This is a genomic window from Pedobacter sp. KH_004 (assembly GCF_057840755.1).
The window spans coordinates 4,184,002-4,204,071 of record NZ_CM174519.1; the positions used below are offsets into that span (position 1 = coordinate 4,184,002).

At 37.6% G+C, this 20,070-nt stretch carries 14 protein-coding genes; 4 read left to right on the forward strand and 10 right to left on the reverse strand.

Translation table 11 applies throughout. The features are described 5' to 3' along the window. Positions 1–129: 129 nt before the first annotated feature. Positions 130–3,519, reverse strand: coding sequence for a T9SS type B sorting domain-containing protein (locus tag AC3ITD_RS18025; protein WP_489361815.1), 3,390 nt, complete (start codon positions 3,517–3,519; stop codon positions 130–132). Between the two features lie 694 nt (positions 3,520–4,213). Here AC3ITD_RS18025 and AC3ITD_RS18030 point away from each other — a divergent pair. Further along, the gene (locus AC3ITD_RS18030) at positions 4,214–5,647 is read left to right on the forward strand and encodes an AAA family ATPase (protein WP_489361817.1); all 1,434 of its coding nucleotides are present in this window, start codon (positions 4,214–4,216) and stop codon (positions 5,645–5,647) included. Positions 5,648–6,103: 456 nt separating this feature from the next. Here AC3ITD_RS18030 and AC3ITD_RS18035 read toward each other — a convergent pair whose 3' ends face one another. Further along, positions 6,104–7,801 carry a hypothetical protein gene (locus tag AC3ITD_RS18035; RefSeq protein WP_489361819.1) on the reverse strand — a complete coding sequence of 566 codons (1,698 nt, stop codon included), beginning with the start codon at positions 7,799–7,801 and terminating at the stop codon, positions 6,104–6,106. Between the two features lie 114 nt (positions 7,802–7,915). Next, positions 7,916–8,680, reverse strand: coding sequence for a metallophosphoesterase (locus AC3ITD_RS18040; protein WP_489361821.1), 765 nt, complete (start codon positions 8,678–8,680; stop codon positions 7,916–7,918). 605 nt (positions 8,681–9,285) lie between these two features. Between AC3ITD_RS18040 and AC3ITD_RS18045 the strand changes: the two genes are divergently transcribed. Then, positions 9,286–10,719, forward strand: a complete 1,434-nt coding sequence (locus tag AC3ITD_RS18045; protein ID WP_489361823.1) for an AAA family ATPase — start codon at positions 9,286–9,288, stop codon at positions 10,717–10,719. Between the two features lie 78 nt (positions 10,720–10,797). On the opposite strand, the gene AC3ITD_RS18050 is transcribed toward AC3ITD_RS18045, so the two are convergent. The 4 genes from AC3ITD_RS18050 to AC3ITD_RS18065 all read right to left on the reverse strand — a co-directional run bounded on the left by AC3ITD_RS18050 (position 10,798) and on the right by AC3ITD_RS18065 (position 14,513). Further along, positions 10,798–12,480, reverse strand: coding sequence for an SWIM zinc finger family protein (locus tag AC3ITD_RS18050; RefSeq protein WP_489361826.1), 1,683 nt, complete (start codon positions 12,478–12,480; stop codon positions 10,798–10,800). 12 nt (positions 12,481–12,492) lie between these two features. After that, positions 12,493–13,245 carry a hypothetical protein gene (locus AC3ITD_RS18055; RefSeq protein ID WP_265797051.1) on the reverse strand — a complete coding sequence of 251 codons (753 nt, stop codon included), beginning with the start codon at positions 13,243–13,245 and terminating at the stop codon, positions 12,493–12,495. Positions 13,246–13,468: 223 nt separating this feature from the next. After that, positions 13,469–13,828: a UPF0158 family protein gene (locus AC3ITD_RS18060; RefSeq protein ID WP_489361828.1), complete on the reverse strand. Its 360-nt coding sequence runs from the start codon at positions 13,826–13,828 to the stop codon at positions 13,469–13,471. 19 nt (positions 13,829–13,847) lie between these two features. Continuing rightward, positions 13,848–14,513 carry a DUF6904 family protein gene (locus AC3ITD_RS18065; protein ID WP_265797053.1) on the reverse strand — a complete coding sequence of 222 codons (666 nt, stop codon included), beginning with the start codon at positions 14,511–14,513 and terminating at the stop codon, positions 13,848–13,850. A gap of 425 nt (positions 14,514–14,938) precedes the next feature. Between AC3ITD_RS18065 and AC3ITD_RS18070 the strand changes: the two genes are divergently transcribed. Further along, a complete protein-coding gene (locus AC3ITD_RS18070) occupies positions 14,939–16,288 on the forward strand; it encodes an ATP-binding protein (protein WP_489361830.1) in 1,350 nt (449 codons plus the stop codon). 192 nt (positions 16,289–16,480) lie between these two features. Here the strand turns inward: AC3ITD_RS18070 and AC3ITD_RS18075 are convergent, their stop codons facing one another. Next, positions 16,481–17,245 carry a metallophosphoesterase gene (locus tag AC3ITD_RS18075; RefSeq protein WP_489361832.1) on the reverse strand — a complete coding sequence of 255 codons (765 nt, stop codon included), beginning with the start codon at positions 17,243–17,245 and terminating at the stop codon, positions 16,481–16,483. 596 nt (positions 17,246–17,841) lie between these two features. On the opposite strand from AC3ITD_RS18075, the gene AC3ITD_RS18080 reads away from it, so the two are divergent. Continuing rightward, positions 17,842–18,069, forward strand: coding sequence for a hypothetical protein (locus tag AC3ITD_RS18080; RefSeq protein ID WP_489361834.1), 228 nt, complete (start codon positions 17,842–17,844; stop codon positions 18,067–18,069). Between the two features lie 344 nt (positions 18,070–18,413). Here AC3ITD_RS18080 and AC3ITD_RS18085 read toward each other — a convergent pair whose 3' ends face one another. Both AC3ITD_RS18085 and AC3ITD_RS18090 read right to left on the reverse strand, forming a co-directional pair. Beyond that, positions 18,414–19,040, reverse strand: coding sequence for a hypothetical protein (locus AC3ITD_RS18085; RefSeq protein ID WP_489361836.1), 627 nt, complete (start codon positions 19,038–19,040; stop codon positions 18,414–18,416). After that, a complete protein-coding gene (locus AC3ITD_RS18090) occupies positions 19,027–20,058 on the reverse strand; it encodes an RES family NAD+ phosphorylase (RefSeq protein WP_489361838.1) in 1,032 nt (343 codons plus the stop codon). The genes AC3ITD_RS18085 and AC3ITD_RS18090 overlap by 14 nt, the downstream gene beginning before the upstream one ends. Between the last annotated feature and the right edge of the window lie 12 nt (positions 20,059–20,070).

Below are 20,070 nucleotides of genomic sequence, written 5' to 3' on the forward strand. Positions count from 1 at the left end.
ATTCATTAATTAACCCTAATTTTATAACAACAAGTTTGATAGGATAATATTTACAGAGTTAGAAAAATGGCTTAACAATATTAAGATTTTATGTAATCATTTTATAGTAGATAGCCATAAAAACAGGGCTTACCTCATCAACATCAAACTACCAGAAATACTTTTACACTTTGTCGCCAGATGAATAGTATAGTAATATACACCCACAGGAAGGATTTTACCATTACTTCGCCCGTCAAATGGGATTCCATAACCACTGCTATTAAATACCACATTGCCTAAACGGTTAAAAACCTTTATTAAGACTTGAGGATATTGTTCAATATTCTTAATTATCCAGGTATCATTCGCCCCATCACCATTTGGTGAAAATGATGAAGGAACATCTACCGCTTTCTCGGCAAAAGTAACCGGCACTGCAGTACGTTTGCTTTCACAATTTCCATTGGCCAAACTCAGGAAATACGATTTAGATTTTACCATTTCCAATGTAAATAAACCCGTATTGTTTTCTATTAATGCCTGTCCGCCGGTTTCAAATTGATATAGTTTATAGGTACCTGCAACAGGATTTAACACCCTTATAGTTCCCTCACCTTCGCCACATAGCTTAACATCAGCTACTGCGGGCGCTTCAATCTCCTCTCCAATGTTGTCTATTACAAATTCTTTTTCTACAAAATTACAGCTACTACCGCTGTTATCAGTTACCTTGAATTTATAAAATCCGTATGGTACATTTACTAATATCGGCTGCCTGCCCACAACCTCTTCCTGGTTGTTCAACCACTCGTACTGATAAGGCGCAACCCCGCCCTTAATCATCACATTACTAATTGCTCCAAAGCCCATGGCGCAATGGTCGGCCTTGTTATTTACCTCAGCTAAATCCATCACCAAGGGTTCAATACGCGCAACTGTGTAGTCTTTAAAGTGTTGTTCACATTCTTTTTCGTCCGTTAAAAACAAACTGTATTTACCGGTTTTCAATCCAGTTATCGTATTCGTACGGCCAATAGTAGCACCGGTTGCATCCGTCCAACGCAGTTTTGTTCCTGCATCAATACCCGAAGTTTGAACCGTGATCATACCCGAATCTTCACCACATGCGGCATCGGAAATCTTGTAAATCAGTTCTGGAAAAACCTTTGCACTTTGCTTGATGATGTTATACTCCAGCGTTTTGATACAGTAAGTATTTGCAATTGTTAATTTATACTTACCTGGCGCAAGGTTTACAACATCTATTTGATGGCCAAAATCTAATCCAGCATCATTTGTCCACTTGTAGGTTAACCGATCAGAAGAACTAATCTTCAGGTTTTTTATCCAGCCATCATTGGTTGTACATCCTGCATTTCTTAAATCGTATGCCGAATCATCAACCGTTATTCCATTTTTTTCCTCGATGATAAAGGAATAAAAAAGTGATCCGCAAGTACCCTGATCTTTAACTTCGACGGTATATTTACCAGCTGGTACTCTGCGTAAATTTGCTTCGGTACCCACGATATCCTGCTTTTCATTTCGCCATATAAAAGTTATGGCTTCTTTTCCTGAAGCAATCAAACCCGTTATGCTGCCATTTTTGCGATCACAATCTGCATGTTCAATCAGCATTTTTGTAAGGTCTGCAACCGGAGCACCTTCCGCAGGAATATTAAAAGGGCCAAAAACAACTGTACAGTTGTCGGTGCTAACCACTTTCAGTCTGTAATTACCCCCTTTAACATTTTGTAAAGTAAGCGCAGTTCCTTTAACCTCATCTGCATCATTTAACCAGCTAACAGACTTCGTTTTTGCGGCCTCCAAATTCGATAAAAATACATTGCTAATTCCACCATTCTCCATACTGCAGGTAGCAGGCTGTGTTTTCATCAAAGCGGTATACAATTGGGGCGTAATATCTTTTAGCTCCCAAGTAAAAGTTTGTGTTTTACAGGCCGTACCCAAAAATGCAGTAAAAGAATAAGTTCCAGGCGGTAGGTCTTTTAAATCGGCATTGGTGCCGATTAATTTTTTTTCTGCGTTTCGCCATTCAATGGCTGTAGCACCCTGCACCACAATTCCGGTAATTGAACCATTTGCCTGCCCGCAAGTAGGCTGTTTAATAATGTAATTACCCATTTGTAAACCCATCCCTAAAAACTCCGAGGTACGATTATTTAAAGTAGCCGATGCCGTAAAGCCGACATTGGCCGCAATGGTCATCTTCCAGTTTCCTTGCCCATCAGCAAAAGTACTTCCTAAATATTTCTTTGCATCACACTGGTAACATTCTCCATCCGAAAACACTTCAATTTCTGCATTAGGCGTAGCGGTTCCCTTTAAAGAACCATTATCGTATTCATCAATTTTAATAACCGGAATTTCTACTTTTGATTTTTCTGATTTATAGGTAATGGGCATGGATGAAATACAATAAATCGAATTTCTTTGCAATAAAATGTCGCCACAGTTGTTTGCACTTACACCAGGTGTTCCCGGTCCAAAGCTTACCCGGTTGGCCATTACATTTTCTTCTCCAGGATTTTTCCCGCCAATGATCATATTGGAGCAGTTTTCCAAGCCTATAGTACTGTAAGCATAAGATTTGCTTCCATCACTTCGTATCCCCATCCTGTTTCCCTGTATCTTTCCAGAGTTGTGAATATTTTTGAAATCGAAACCACCACTCCCCAAAAAGGTATTATTGATGAGTTCTACATTCCTAAAATCCTGAATATACCCGCGGGCACCAATACCTACACCTACGCTCTCCACCCCAAAACTGTTGTTCTTAACAATACACTTCTCGCCGGTAGCCTCTACAGCTTGTGTAGTGGGGTTAATCCCTGATATCATTACCCCATAATCCCGAAAACCCCAGAGGTTTCCTTCCTCCTTCGTGTCGCCTCCAACCATTACATCATCACATAACCTAAAATTGAGCGTACCCCCAAAGGCAGGGCCAACCGCTGTTTTCTTATCGGCTGCAATACCAAACCAATTTGCCGAAACTTTAATGGTATTACATTTAAACAGGTAAACATCATAATCGCAGGTTAAGAAAATATTACCCTTTCCAACAGCTCCAATGGTAATATTAGTGCTTTGTGCAATATAAATCGGGCTAGCTCCCCTTCCTCCAGCCGCAAAATTTGAAAAACTTAAACCATAAATTTCAAGATGGTTAACAGCCGTCCCTTTCAGCGCCGTTCTTTCGGTATAATCGGTATAAGGAATCACGGTTTCGATCGTTACTTTAGCATCAGATAAACCAAGCGCCGCACCCGGTAGGGTAGTCCCGTCAATAACAAGATGAGAAGAAAGTATTAGTGGCGATTTCAAGCTAATGATCCTGGCTGTAGCCGTAAAATGTATATAGTCAGTTTCAGCACTTCCATTGGCGCCCGCTTTTTCTAAAGCTTCTCTCAACGTGCCCGGCCCGCTGTCGAGTTGACTACCCACCGTAAATATCTCCGCATGGACCACGCCAAAGGTCGATAAGAATAACAACAAGAACAGTAATCGAAACATGGGTGAGGGCGCAGTTTATTAATAAAGCAAATGTAGCAGAATTTAATCTTTTTTTACCAGCAGAAGAAATGTGTTAAAAGGCTCTATGTCATGTATATTAAGTGTTTTACAATTGAAGATTACTCATCTATAATCTTACTAATAGCTATAGAAATAATTTATAGCTAAAGTTATTAAAACATAGCCAAATGTAGCGATGGAAGAGTTTGCCAACATACCAAAACAACTGATATCATCTTTTTATTGAGATAAACATATTAATTATCTGAAATCAATAATTTATGGAAAAACCCGACGAAGCCAGAACAAGCCTTACTCAAACAATCTTCTGATTAACAACTACCTGCAAACAAAATTACGACTCACTAACTATCCAAAATGACTATTATTGGGCTCAAATGTTATCACTCAAATTTACGAAATGAATTTATTTAACCCAAGAAAAATCATTAAGCCATAAGAAGCTACAGAGTATTAAGAAAGCCGAAAAAACTAATTTTTGTAAACGAGACTTACTAAATCGCGATGAGTAAAGGAACTTTTATTAAAACAAAAAACTATCTATCAACAGCCAAATCAGCTCATTTTATATAAGTTTTGGCTGAAGATATTTTTTTATCCACAGCCAAAACACGATATTTAAACAATGTTTTGGCTGCGGATAAAATTGTTTTAATCTCTTGGAAGAAGAAATATGGAATTGCTCATCGGAAGAATAGCGGAAAAGAAAATATTGTCGGAGGCGCTTGCTTCGTTCTCATCAGAGCTCTTAGCAGTCTTTGGCAGGAGAAGAGTCGGAAAAACTTTCTTAATCCGATCGGTCTTCCAGAAACAGCTCATTTTTGAACTGTCGGGAGTTCACGATGCGAATGCTAGCGAGCAACTACTCAATTTCAGCAAGGCTATCGCAGATGCATTAGGCTCAGGATTAATTCCTGCAGCTCCTAAGAACTGGACGGAAGCTTTCTGGCAACTCAGGGAATTTGCAACCCCTATACTTAAAAAAAGAAAAGCTGTAATTTTCCTTGATGAGTTCCCTTGGCTAAGTTCGCATAAATCTGGCTTTCTTTCTGCATTTGAATATTTTTGGAACCAATGGGCCTCACAACAGCCAAACCTGATTGTTACTATCTGTGGATCTGCTGCCACTTGGATGATCAAAAAAGTTGTCAATAGCAAAGGAGGCCTGCACAATCGCTTAACGCGTAAAATCCGCCTGTTACCTTTCACATTGCACGAGACAGAACAGTACCTAAAAAGTAATAATATCCATATTGACCGTTACCAGGTGCTAACCATTTTTATGGCAATGGGCGGTGTCCCCCATTACCTGAAAGAACTAAGAAAAGGGGAAAGTGCTACCCAGGTCATTGACAGGCTTTGCTTCACCAAGGATGGTCTCCTTTCAACAGAATTCGCAAACCTATACCGCTCTCATTTCGAAAACGCAGACAGGCATATTTCCATAGTTAAGGCACTCGCGGATAAACCATCGGGATTGACAAGAAACGAAATCATACAGACATGCAACCTACAGAGTGGAGGGACTACCAGTCTTTTACTTGAGGAACTTGTCGAGTCTGGCTTCATTACACCGCATCTGCCTTTCCAGAAGAATGCCAATCAGAGCATTTACAAGCTTAGCGATGAATACAGCCTTTTCTACCTTAAATTTATTGGACATTCCCGAGCCACCGGTGCAGGTACATGGTTAAAAAAATCATCAACGTCTTCCTGGAGGAGTTGGAGTAGCTACGCATTTGAAGGGATCTGCATGAAGCATACAGATAATATTAAACAAGCGCTTGGTATTTCTGGAGTGTTCACTGAAACATCAGCTTGGCGGCATTCTCCTAAAGATGGAAACGGTGCACAGATCGATCTTTTGCTGGACAGACAGGATAATGTGATAAGCATATGTGAAATGAAGTTCTCAAATGCTGAGTTTGCCATAGATAAAACCTATGCTACTGAGTTAAAGAACAAACTTGATATATTTCGTCGGGAGAGTAAAACTAAAAAAGCACTTTTCCTAGCCATGGTTACAACCTATGGCACCAAAGACAATATGTATTCTATTGGCCTGGTACAGAACGAAGTTACCATGGATGATTTGTTTGTGCCTTAGTACAAGGTATCAAAAGAATTCAAAATGCTGTTTTTATCAGAATGTTTTGCTCACTAAAAAACCAAAACTTTAGGTTACAGCTTATGCATTTACCCTAATTCTGTTACAAGAGTTTCAACATCTACCACTAATTCTATGTCAATTATTACTTATTTGATTCTTACTTGTTTGGTTCGGTCTACAAGCAAGAAATTAACTACTATGCGCCTTTAAGAATTATTTTATTGTGCATTAGCGTTCTGTAGGGAGTAAGTATTATCTCAACCGGAAGCGAGATACCCTGGTTAAAAGTCGCAGATTTATATGAATATATATATATATCTAGTATTATTATGCTGATATTGGTTCTTCAGATTTTATCGACGCACCCTTTCCGAGAGAATTATAAAGCACAATCTCGCTTTTAAATAATTTATTTTCTTTTCTGATATGTTTCACCATTTAAACTTAGAAGAATTAACTGGCCGATGACTTTCTGCCCACATATTTCACGAATAAATTGGCCCATGTCCCATAAACCTTTTCTCTATTCTTTACTATAAGCATTAAATTTTCAACCCCATATTTCAAAGCTGCTATTTGATATATACTTTCCAGTATTTCCTCAAGCTTAGCAGGATTATCCATGTTCAGTCTATTATCACGGACACTATCAATTTTGCTAATCAGCTTTTGTATAAATGCTTCTGCCGAATATAGGATTAACTGCTTTGTGTAGAGTGCAATACTATCATAATCTGCAGTTTCATCCAGGTATGCTAACAGCCCTTTAAAGTCCCCTTCCGAATTTCGTAGCGCTAAAGAGAAATCTGCAGCATTTTTATGAAAACCCGCCAGCTGTCTGGCGTTCGCCAAAACCTGATTTCTCCATTTTTTAAATTGGGCATCAGCTTGAACATTGGCAATAACAAAGGTATAGTTGTCAAAGTTAGGCTTGTACAGGAGTTCCTTAGAAAGCACTCCGACAAGTTTCTTGTCATCTTTTGTATGAGTATAAATCTGTTTCAATCTTGCGATATAATCCAAGTCATAATTGGAATTGGTATTTTCGCCTATTTGCTGAATACAGTAAGCTTCTGCAGTATTCAGCTCTCCAAGCTCGATTAGCGCATCTATCAGCCTAATATTATACACAATAGCATGTCTGATCGGCCGGAATGTATCCTTATATTCAGGAAAATTTTTATTGACTACAACCATGTGCAGCAACAACTGCAATAATTCTTTTGAATCCTCAATTCTTTCATCTTTCCTGGACTGATATATTTTCTCTATAATCCCTGCTATCTTGGAACGCCTCTGGACTGAGGTTGTATTAAATATATGCACAAATATATTCGTGTACTCGCGGCGAATGCCCCCATAACCATCCAGAAAAAATTCTTTTGAAAAATAGGTTAAGCACTTAGTCCAGGTCTCATCATCTCTAATATTTGATATGACCTCTTCTATTTGGGGTAAAACTTGTCTCAAATAGGTTTCAAATCTCTTGCTATTGGTTAATATCCGATATTTGTATTCAACAATAGTGTCAATTACAGCATGAATCTGCATAAAATAATTTTCATTAGCAGGCTCAGCAAAGTATTGAACTAAAATTGGTTTATGAATTTCCGTCCACAGGTCGATGATCTTTTTAACTTCAACAACTTCGGCTTTTCGTCTTTTACCAATCACTGCCTTTACAGCATCATGGGTTAACGCAATAATTTCTGCTGGTGTATAATTCTCAGATTTATTAGCGAATTCGTTCATGAAAGCAATACTCAGATCCTTGTTTTTTTTCAACGTCTTTAAAATCCATTCTTTGATTTTTTCGGGATCAGCTTGCTCTATGGCGTGGTTTACAGGGTCAATCTTTTTGCTGACAGTGACCTTAGCGGCTGGCTTCATCCCTTTGGCAATAAAAGCTAAAAGTGCAATCTTATGCTGGCAGAATGAGAGATTACTTTTGCATTCACAAGTAGAGTTAATCACGGCACCTTTTTCTAACTGTAAGCTCAAGTCATAACTTTTATCAAGTTCATCAACGTAGGCCTCGAAATCTCCAGCCTTAACCTCATCACACTCTCTTACTGTACATCGCTGTGATTTTTTTATCAGCTCACTATCCAATTTGGTTTTAAAATTCCTGCTGGTAATTTCGTCTTTCATTTCTCAAATAAAGATGTAATCAAAAATAGGTTTTTTACCTGATAATCCTGGAGACAATAGTTCATACACCAATCAAAAGGATTTCCAAGCCCAACATCAAGCAAATCTTTAAAGTTAGTCCAGAATCTCGAGAAGTTTAGCTGAGCTAAAATTAGTATGCTCCCCTGATCTTACATAACCAAGCTGGTTTGTAAGCATTGTTGTTTCACCTATTTTAAAAGGTGAGGTATTTTGGTGATGGTGGCCATATATCCAATAAAGAGGATTATATTTTTGAATCATCTCAGTTAATTCTACAGCAAAGGCTTCATTCAGTATACTTCCCAAAAACCTAGAGGGATAGTTCATTAAAGTTGGTACATGATGAGTAACTACAATCTTTTGCTGTCCATTTCCATTTGATATTTCATTCTGAATAAAGTCTAAACTTTCCTGATGTAGTTTGTTGTAATCAGCTGGCCTGAAAACTTGCCCGTTATTCCGGATCACGTAAAAATCGGACATTCCATCAAATATCTGTCTCTCATTTGGAGGACTAATGTTAGACCACATTGTTGAAAAGATTAAATCGTAATCTGTAGCTTTGATCGTAATGTTGTTGACCAGTTGAACATTATTTTTGATCTGCTCTAGATGGGACCCAGAACATCTGGCGATATCACCATAATAATATTCATGATTACCCGGGATCCAATATACCTGTTCAAAATTATCTGAAACATAATTAAAGAAATCCATACGTTTTTCAAGCTGGCTAAAAGTTACAATATCGCCAGCTAAAATCAATACATCAGCCTTAGGTTGAATTGGAAACTTATTCAGATAATCATGATTTTCAGGGAATTCTAAATGTAAATCAGATGCGTATTGAAAAGTCATGTTATTTAAGTGTTTAACATTTGAAAATTAGTAATCTATAATCTTACCAATAACTATAGAAATAATTTATAGCTAAAATTATTGAAATATAGTTAATGTAGCAATTGGAGAGTTTGCCATTATACCAAACAAATGATATCATCTTTTTTGATGATATAAAGACATCAAACATCTGAAAAAAAAATGACTTATGGAAAAACCCGACGAAGCCAGAACAAGCCTTATTCAAACAACCTTCTGATTAACAATTACCTGCAAACAAAATTACGACTCACTAACTATCCAAAATGACTATTATTGGGCTCAAATGTTATCACTCAAATTTACGAAATGAATTTATTTAACACAAGAAAAATCATTAAGCTATAATAAGCTACAGAATATTAAGAAAGCCGAAAAAACTAATTTTTGTAAACCAGACTTACTAAATCGCCATGAGTAAAGGAACTTTTATTAAAACAAAAAACTATCTATCAACAGCCAAATTAACTCATTTTATATACGTTTTGGCTGAAGATATTTTTTTTATCAACAGCCAAAACACTAATATTTGAACAATGTTTTGGCTGCGGATAAAATTGTTTTAACCTCTTAGAAGAAGAAATATGGAATTGCTCATCGGAAGAATAGCGGAAAAGAAAATATTGTCAGAGGCGCTTGCTTCGTCCTCATCAGAGCTCTTAGCAGTCTTTGGCAGGAGAAGAGTCGGAAAAACTTTCTTGATCCGATCGGTCTTCCAGAAACAGCTCATTTTTGAACTGTCGGGAGTTCACGATGCGAATGCTAGCGAGCAATTACTCAATTTCAGCAAGGCTATCGCAGATGCACTAGGCTCAGGATTAACTCCTGCAGCTCCTAAGAACTGGACGGAAGCTTTCTGGCAACTCAGGGAATTTGCAGCCCCTATACTTAAAAAAAGAAAAGCTGTAATCTTCTTTGACGAGTTCCCTTGGTTAAGCTCGCATAAATCAGGCTTTCTTTCTGCATTCGAATATTTCTGGAACCAATGGGCCTCACAGCAGCCGAACCTGATTGTCACTATCTGTGGATCTGCGGCCACTTGGATGATCAAAAAAGTTGTCAACAGTAAAGGAGGTCTGCACAATCGTTTAACGCGTAAAATCCGCCTGTTACCTTTCACATTGCACGAGACAGAACAGTACCTAAAAAGCAATAATATCCATATTGACCGTTACCAGGTGCTAACCATTTTTATGGCAATGGGCGGTGTCCCCCATTATCTGAAAGAACTAAAAAAAGGGGAAAGTGCTACCCAGGCCATTGACCGGCTTTGCTTCACCAAGGATGGTCTCCTTTCAACAGAATTCGCAAACCTATACCGTTCTCTTTTCGAAAACGCAGACAGGCATATTTCCGTAGTCAAAGCACTCGCGGACAAACCATCGGGATTAACAAGAAACGAAATCATACGGATATGCAACCTACAGAGTGGGGGGACTACCAGTCTTTTACTTGAGGAACTTGTGGAGTCTGGCTTCATTACTCCGCACCTGCCTTTCCGGAAGAATGCCAATCAGAGCATTTACAAGCTTAGCGATGAATACAGCCTTTTCTACCTTAAATTTATTGAACATTCCCGCGCCACCGGTGCAGGCACATGGCTAAAAAAATCATCGACGTCTTCCTGGAGGAGTTGGAGTGGTTATGCCTTTGAAGGGATCTGTATGAAGCATACAGATAATATTAAACAGGCGCTTGGTATTTCTGGAGTGTTCACGGAAACATCAGCTTGGCGGCATTCTCCTAAAGATGGAAACGGTGCACAGGTCGATCTTTTGCTGGACAGACAGGATAATGTGATAAGCATATGTGAAATGAAGTTCTCATATGCTGAGTTTGCTATTGATAAAACCTATGCTACTGAGTTAAAGAACAAACTTGATATATTTCGTCGGGAGAGTAAAACTAAAAAAGCACTGTTCCTAGCCATGGTTACAACCTATGGCACCAAAGACAATATGTATTCTATTGGCCTGGTACAGAACGAAGTCACCATGGATGATTTGTTTTTACCTTAGTATAATATCTAACCTATTTCTGTATCAGACGTATTCATTTATCCACCCGGCAATAGTAAAATCGATGATCTCGGCATTTCAGATCTGATTTAATTCATCTATTAAAGCTTTCCGTTGCGGGTATTGTTTTCTAAAGAACTCAATCAAAGTATTAACCTCTTGATTTCCGCCTAACTTCATCATTCTACGCAAATACTTGCAAGCGGTGCGATAATGGCTTCGCCCAACGGAACCAGCAACATAATCCAGAATCCTCTCGCTGTAAAGCCCAATCAATTCAGGGGTGTAATCTTTTGCTAAATATTCTTCGTTTTGCTCAATCTTTTCCATTGACGGGTTTAGTTTTAGCATCACAAACAACCGTTCCCACCACTCTTCTTTGATGTATATCTGCCGTATTAAATCCAGGTAACCCCATCTTTTTATGGCTGAAGTTTCTGTAATGATTTCTTCCAAAAAAGCGTCCCAGTTTTCAGCATCAATATGATCTTTTAAGATTTGATAGTAGTCCTGTTGGGGATAAAAATTGTCGATAAATAAAAGCCTCGCATATTCGATGATTTTTTGTGTATGTCTTTGCGCTTGGCCAGCCTTTAGCAACCAATTATACCAGTCCTTTACCAGGCCCGGCTTATCTTTTCTATCACATTTAATTCCGTCTTCGGAGAGCTGGATCACTCGGTCGAAATCATTGCTCTTAAATGCTTTCTCTATTTCGTTTGTTCGGATTGAGGCGTTAGAAATATGCTGGCCGACATACTTTTCAACTTCATTCTCACTTTTAAATCGCCTCAATAAACCCAGCTTTAGAGATTGCGCTTGTTCCATTTCATACTCTCCGGATACCGTATCCAGACAACCCAAAATAACATCTGCTTCATTTTCCTTTTCAACCAAGTCACCGGCGAGATCTAATATTCCTAAATGCCAGTCCCAACCTTCAAATTTTTTTGTGTTAAAAGACCATATGCAGTAATCAAAAACCTGCTTTCTTAGGATTTCAGAAAGCTCCTGTTTTGATAGTTCTGAAAGTAAAGCCATTGCTGATTCAATAAAATAGCCCAGATCTCCACTACTGTCGTCAGCAAATTGGAAGGCATCAGTTACCTCTTCAAGCAAAGCTGTAGTTATAAAAAAAACATTTTCATAATTCCTATTTTTCAAAGAACGATTGGCATTCTCCAAAAAAGGCATTAAAGTATTTACAACATGTTTCATTTCCGACCAGTCAATCCAATCATATTTTCCGGCGGCTGTTCTTAAGATGTAATGAATTTGTTTTTGATAAACTTCTTTCGACTGGTTTTTACTTAAATAGCCAAAAGTCGCTAAAAAATAATTTGCAAATTTTTTATCATTCTTACACTGCTCTTCTGTGAAGGCGATGAGTTCCTGATGTGGAATGTCTTTTAACAACGCCTTTATTTGTTGGGCAGTTGAAGCGGTTTTTTTCTTTATTGTTATTTGTTGGGGAACTTCCGTGAGTTGTAAATAATGTTTTTGCAGATAGAAAATAGTTGCAACTACGTGTTTACACACAGAGCCGAAATAATAAGGGCAATCACATTGATGCTCATTGATGATTTCGTTCTCAATTGTTAACCGAACAGTGTAATGTTCCCTACCAGCAACAATAGCTTCATATTCCCCACTAGCATTCTCTGAAAGATCAATGACAGAGCCTCTTTTATAATAATTAACTCCTCGTTTTAAAATGGCTTCATCAACGATTTGTTCAAATTCGTTTAAAGGTATTTGCATAGCGTCAAGCTTTTATAAAGACTTAGAGATGGGTTCTTTTTCCAAATCGTAAACCCCTGTTGACAGCTCTACCTGAAACCACTCTTTAAACATTCTGTAATTCCTGTTTTGGGGCCATTGTTTTTTATTGGTATGTCTTTCTTCTAGTTCGAGAATAAATAACTTATCAAAGTTCTTTCTAAGCCAGGCTTCCACGTCCTCAATATCTTCACTTAACAGGTAAGTTTTTGTTTCAATTGTCTCATCCACATCGGGGTGCAAATTAGAATACCAATTCAAAGAAGGTTGCAATGGTTTTAGTATGATTGCACTGCGATTGATATAGTTTTCTTCGAAATCCTCCTGACTATGCTCATCTTCCAACTCCTCCAACATCGACGCCAGATAATCGTCTTTCGCTTGGGTAACCACAGATAAAATAGGTTCTCCACTGGTTTCTTTTATTTCAAAATCTACGATAAAACTATCATAGTCCTTAAATTTTACTGTTTTTGAGTAAATCATTCTCTTCAACAAATCCAAATTTATGTCCGTTTTCTTGACAGAATTGAGAATGGCATCAGTTTCTTCCTTTGGCAATAACATTTTCAGATTACCAAAATTCCAAGCATTGATGGCAAACTCAAAAATGTCTTCATAATATTCTGTATCAGCAAAATCTGACATATAGGGTTCTATGAACTGTTCCAGTAATTTTGAATATTTTACACCTTGGTTTTGGATAATCGTTTTATTTCCAAATAAATTGATGCCTTTGCTTTTCATTTGTTAATTAGTTAAATTATTTAATTTGCTTCAGTAACATTTATCAAAAATAATAAATCTTTTTAATGACTTTAAAATATCCCCTATGGTTGTATAAGGCACTTAGGACTAAAGTTCTTCAAGAAAGCATTTTTCAACAAGTCTTCTATATTTTTCGCTGCTCGTAATGCCGTTTAAATTGGTCAGCCACATTTTCCATATTTTTGTCAAGTTTAAAATGAAATCACCGTTTCGTCAATTCAGGATAATCTGTAATTAGGTCGTTGAAGCGACGAAAAGGCTTTTCACGGGAAAGTGCCATGTAGAACTCTTCCTGTTCTTTCAGTGGTACCACCTCACTTATAAAATCCTCTATCATGGTAAAGGATGTTGTACTATCCATTCCTTCGAGTCGAATATAGTCTGCCCAATTCTCCTCAATTTTTTCGATATCGTCTATAAAAAGTTCATCATAATATCCTATATTTTTCAAGGGGTCGATATAAGACATAAGCTCTACGTTAACATTATCATAAAAACAAAGCATACCCATGTCCAATTGCTCCGCAATCACTTTGATCATTTCTATATCGGGCATCTTCATATCTTATCAATTTATTGAATTACCATTTAATTTCTGGGAAATCCCTGAATTCCAGTTCATGAATTTCACATCCATGGACCCGGGCGGAATGATTCAAATCTTGAATTATTCGTTTGTTCTCAGGCGACCAACTCGAAAAATAACTGTGCAGCAATTGAGCTATCTTGCGAAACCTTGCTTTCCCACCTGGCATGGATACAAAATCTATATGCAGTGTTTGGTAAATAATAAAAGCCATTTCGCCTCCAGTGCTCAGGCCACGACCGAAGAGCGGCACAATATCAGCAGCGCCCACCGCATCATATTTTAGCAAAGCCTGCTCAGTAACATATTCCAGCATGTAAAGATTGGCCTGGTTCTTTCGGTCAGTCATTATAAAGCCAGCATTTTCTCGAAGCGTATTTATAAAAATCAGTAAATCGGTCCACACTAACTGAAAACCATAGTAATGATGAGATTGTTCATCGTCAAAAGAGACCTGTTGGATAAGCCGTGTGCCCTGGAAGGCATGTCTAAGCTCATAAGCAAAATTCAAAAGCAACATATGCGCCCCTTTTTGATAAATATTACCTTCATCCAGAGCATCAGCAACATGATGCACGGTATCATAGAGACTGTTCAAATCTCCATAATCTCCGTAGATAGAGATTCCTGTTCCGTTTTTTGTCGGCGTAGCTTGTAACATATTTGCTAATATTAATAATTTCTCCCCCTAAATTAGGGAATCTCGGGAAAGCTCTTATAAACAATTCCACTTTCCAAAAAAACAGGTTAAAATGTTTTTTACTATCTGCCTTCGGAATTTTATTTGAAACCCAAAAAAGGATCTCCTTTTCCGGCACTTATGAGAAATGTTCCGTACTCTGGAAAAGAATAAGTTATAACTAACTGCTGAAGATGAGCAGGATCAGTACATCCTTAAACCCATTTCGGCGACTGGCAGAATGACAATAATAAATACATTTACCCTAATTTTATTACAATTATTAATTATATTTACCCTAATTCTGTGACAGAAAAGCGATTAATTAACCCTAATTCTGTGACGAAATATTCACTAATTAACCCTAATTTTGTAACAATAAGTAGTTTTGGAATTAAAGTTTGTTAATGTTCGATAGGATAATATTTACAGAGTTAGAAAAATGGCTTACCAAATCAAATCGTAAGCCATTAGTGATAAGAGGTGCTAGACAGGTAGGTAAGACGACCGTTGTTGGGCAATTTTCAAAAAAATTTAAGCAGTATATCTATCTCAACCTGGAGCTTGCTGCTGACAGAAAGCCTTTTGAAGAATTCACAACGATCGAATTACTCGTGCAGTCTTTGTTTTTTATTAAAAATCAGTCACTTACCCAACGAAACGATACGCTTTTGTTTATTGATGAAATACAGGAAGTGCCTGAGGCTTTAAACATTCTACGTTATTTTTATGAAGACCAACCAGGGATTGCGGTAATAGCCGCGGGCAGTATGCTCGAAACTTTGTTTGATAAAAACATTAGCTTTCCGGTCGGAAGAGTAGAATATATGGTTTTAAGACCTGTTTCTTTTCCAGAGTTTTTGAGTGCGATGGGTGAGCGGGAAGCGATAAACTATTTACAACAAGTACCCGCACCAACCTTTACACATGATAAACTTATGCAGCTATTTCATACCTATGCACTTATAGGTGGAATGCCGGAAGTTATTGCAGCGTATAGTAAAAACAAAGATCTACTGGAATTATCATCGATCTTCGATTCGTTGATTACGGCATATATGGACGATGTTGAGAAATATGCTGGCACAAATGCACAGGCATTACATATAGGTCATGCGATAAGGGCATCATTTGGACAGGCTGGTCAGCGTATTAAATTTGAAGGTTTCGGAAATTCGCCCTACCGGTCTAGGGATATGGGAGAAGCATTAAGAACGCTAGAAAAGGCGCTGTTGATTGAGCTAATTTACCCCTCAAGTGATGTAAAACTGCCTTTGCTGCCAGATTATCGGAAATCTCCAAGGCTTCAGGTGCTGGATACTGGAATGCTTAATTATTTTGCTGGTATACAGACAGAGATTTTAGGAACTGATGATTTAAATAAAGTTTATCAAGGGACCTTAATTGAGCACTTGGTTGGTCAGGAGTTATTAGCCACACAGTTTAAATCCTTAAGTGCACTCCATTTTTGGGTACGGGAGAAAACTACTTCAAGTGCGGAAGTGGACTACGTTGTACCTTTTGAAGGGCAACTAATTCCGGTAGAAGTGAAATCAGGAGCTGAAGGCAAATTAAAATCTTTGCATATGTTTATGGATCTATCCCCACATAATATGGCCATCCGATTTTATGCAGGCTCGCTGCACATTACTGATGCCGTTACCCCCGGCGGCAAGAAATACAAACTATTGAATCTCCCTTATTATCTGGTATCTCAAATCGAGAATTACCTAACCTGGTTCAAAACACAAATCTAGATTAGCAAGTTTACACGATTTTTTTCAAAAGATTTAAAATTGACGAATCTTAGGCTTAATCTCTAAACATTCGGAAAGGCTTGTAATCAGGAAAGACAATCTTGAAGAACAAAGTATCTAATTATCTCGGGACAATAGTTCATACACTAAATACAAGTATTTCCTGCCCATAACCAAGCAGATCTTTAAAATCTAGCCTAGAATATCGAGTAATTTAGCTGAATCAAACTTTGTATGCTCTACTGATCTTACGTAACCAAGCTGGTTGGTAAGCATTGTTGTTTCACCGATTTTAAAAGATGAGGTGTTTTGGTGATGGTGACCATATATCCAATAAAGAGGATTATATTTTTCTATCATCTCAGTTAATTCTACAGCAAAGGCTTCATTCAGTATACTTCCCAAAAATCTGGAAGGATAGTTCATTAAAGTTGGTACATGATGAGTAACTACAATCTTTTGCTGTCCATTTCCATTTGATATTTCTCTCTGAATAAAGTCTAAGCTTTCCTGATGTAATTTATTGTAATCAGTTGGCCTGAAAACTTGCCCATTATTCCGGATTACGTAAAAATCAGACATCCCATCAAATATCTGTCTCTCATTTGGAGGACTAATGTGAGACCACATTGTTGAAAAAATTAAATCGTAATCTGTAGCTTTGATCGTAATGTTGTTGACCAGTTGAACATTATTTTTGATCTGCTCTAGATGGGACCCAGAACATCTGGCGATATCACCATAATAATATTCATGATTACCCGGGATCCAATATACCTGTTCAAAATTATCTGAAACATAATTAAAGAAATCCATACGTTTTTCAAGCTGGCTAAAAGTTACAATATCGCCAGCTAAAATCAATACATCAGCCTTAGGTTGAATTGGAAACTTATTCAGATAATCATGATTTTCAGGGAATTCTAAATGTAAATCAGATGCGTATTGAAAAGTCATGTTATTTAAGTGTTTAACATTTGAAAATTAGTAATCTATAATCTTACCAATAACTATAGAAATAATTTATAGCTAAAATTATTGAAATATAGTTAATGTAGCAATTGGAGAGTTTGCCATTATACCAAACAAATGACATCATCTTTTGTTGAGATAAATATATCAATTGCCTGAAAATCAATTATTTATGGAAAAATCCGACGAAACCAGAACAAGTTTTGTTTAAATAACTTTTTGACTATCAATTACTTTCAAAATACAATTTCGACTCACTAACTGTCAAAATGACCGTTTTTTGGCTCAAATGTTACCTCCAAATTTATGAAATGAGTTTAATAATCCAAAAGAAACTCATTATTTATTTATCACACATAATTAATTTATAGTTAAAAAACCAGCCTCTAAAAAAGCAAAAACTCTAAGCATCATTATAAGGGTTCGAGCCCCATCAGCTACCCTTCACAAGGCAAAGGATTTTAAAAGATCTTTTGCCCTCTTTTTTACCCCATAATTTATTGTTTATCAGGTAAATAAGATTGAACGTTTCTGTCATTTCAGCGACTTGATGCTGTACATCCTGAAAATTAAATTTTTCCTTGAACATCGAACCAATCAGCCTTCTTTGGTCTTCTATGGCCGATTTCGTGAAAACCGTGTATAAGTCGCAAAGTGTCGAAATTGCATCATACAGAATGGGTAAGAGTTCTGCTTCAGTCGATCAAGTTTTAAAGGATGAGAGAATGAAAGAGCTGTGGAATGATTGCCACCAGGCCAAACTAACCGAGCAGTTCAAAGAAAATAATGGTTCGAGCAAAAATCATTGAAGATCCACTAGAAATCTAAGGTGGGGATTTTCTGATTTTTTCCGGGAAATCCACAAAACCCAAGGCTTTTGCCAGGAAACCTGCTCAAGGTCATTGATATTGGAGGATTTGAAAAAGAAATGCCGGCCCTTCTTGAAAGTTTTCAAATATTCCTAGAACTATCCAAGTATCTGAGGTAAAGGAGACCAAGAAAAGGGTGAGGTCTAGGCCGGGCAAGGGAGCCGAGCAAGCACAGTCATTTTGATTGTGCATTGAAATTCCAATCTAGCGTGTAATATTGATAAAAAGGCACTTTGGTCAATTCTCTTTTGTGTCTGAAACCAAAGTCATTTATGCTACCGCATTTACTGTTCTTTCATCAATAGCAGATAGATCGGTTTATATGCACCGCCAAAAAAAGAACGCCTCGGAACTGCATATCTCATGTCCATTAAAATTTCTAAAAATGCCTGCCAGTTCATAAGCTTGGCCGAATCCAAAATTTGTTCAAAGTTAAGATTTAAGCTACCATTGAACATTGGGGTAGATAAATTTTCCGCTAGTTCAATTTCCAATTTGACCAATGTTTCATAGCTTTTCGGTGCTACTGAAGTCCAATAAATGTCCTTACACTCTGGGATGTCAGCTATTGTTTTAATCAGCGGTGTCCCTGTGATTACTGGAATTCCTGCAGGAACCAAAAAATTTGCTTTTTCGAAAATTTCTTGGTTGATTTTGAACACGATATGCTCATCATCCATTGAGCTAATTTTTGGCCTTCTTGGATAAAAGGAGACAACCTTGAATTCTTTTCCCTCAAGACTTGCTCTGGTCCTATATCCACCTTCCCTGGTCGCCCAAAAATAAAACGGGATGACAACAGGAAAATGTTCCTTGAATTTCGGGATCAGACGAGGAAGAAGTAGGTATTCAACTGTCCTTTCGTTCATGAAACTCACATATCCTTTCGGATTAAAATCAATCCCATTCATATTCGAGGCTTTTTACTATGTGAAAGGAGGCGTCTATACAATTCAATCGCGTGTCATCAAATATTGCTAAGTTATATCCCCCGATATTCATGGCACTTTTATACTCCACCGCTTGAAATCCAAGTGATTTGATGAACTCACAGAGAAACTGGGTTGGAAGATAATCAAGATGTACATCCTGCTTCCGTACTGGCCTGGAAAGTTCAGCTTCCAGTTTTTGGAGGTATGGGCGGTATTTGATGAATTCGTTCAGTTCAAACCCTCTATCGATAACTTCAAAAGGTCCAAAATCTGCGATGTTTTTTAATGAGACCAGACTAACCGGCTCAGTTAGTATGAATTTTCCAATACTTACGCCTTCATGCAATGCAACCCTAGTTTCATAGAGCGTAGTCTTTGCTGTATCTGAGACATATAGGTATGGGATGCCGACCGGATTTGCACGGCCTGGCGTAGCGCTTTTTTGGGGAGGTTTACCAAGTTCGTCCAATGGCAGAAGTTCGTCAGAGATTCTTGCCCTATAGAATTCCTGACCTACTGGATATGTAATCGATAGTCTTTCAAATATCGATTGTAGTTCATCTGTGTCAATTTTTTCGCTCAGGAAAAACCTGTTTTTTTCTTTGATCTCCCTAGAAAAGGATTCCCATCTAGCGCTAAAATCAGTAGCTGGGTCATCACCAGAAACAAGAGCTAAAAACTCTACAGGCTTCTCAAGATACTCTTCAGAGAAAAATATACCCTTTTGACCAATCTGATTTAAAAGGAGCTTGATTTCTTTACTTTTAAGTACTTCTGAATTGAAAAGCTTGCCCCAATAAGCGGATAGATGTTCGTGTAACGGATACTTTTTGCCACTTTCCAGGGACTTACTTGGCTCGCCTGAAGTTGTGTATAAAGCAAAAAGTTCGTCGAAATCTGCTTCAAGCTCTTCGCATTTAACTAAAGCTACGTTTATAGTCTCACAGAAATCGCAATTGCCAACAACAGTAGAGATTGCCAAAATCCTGTTTTTCAATCCTTGATCTGA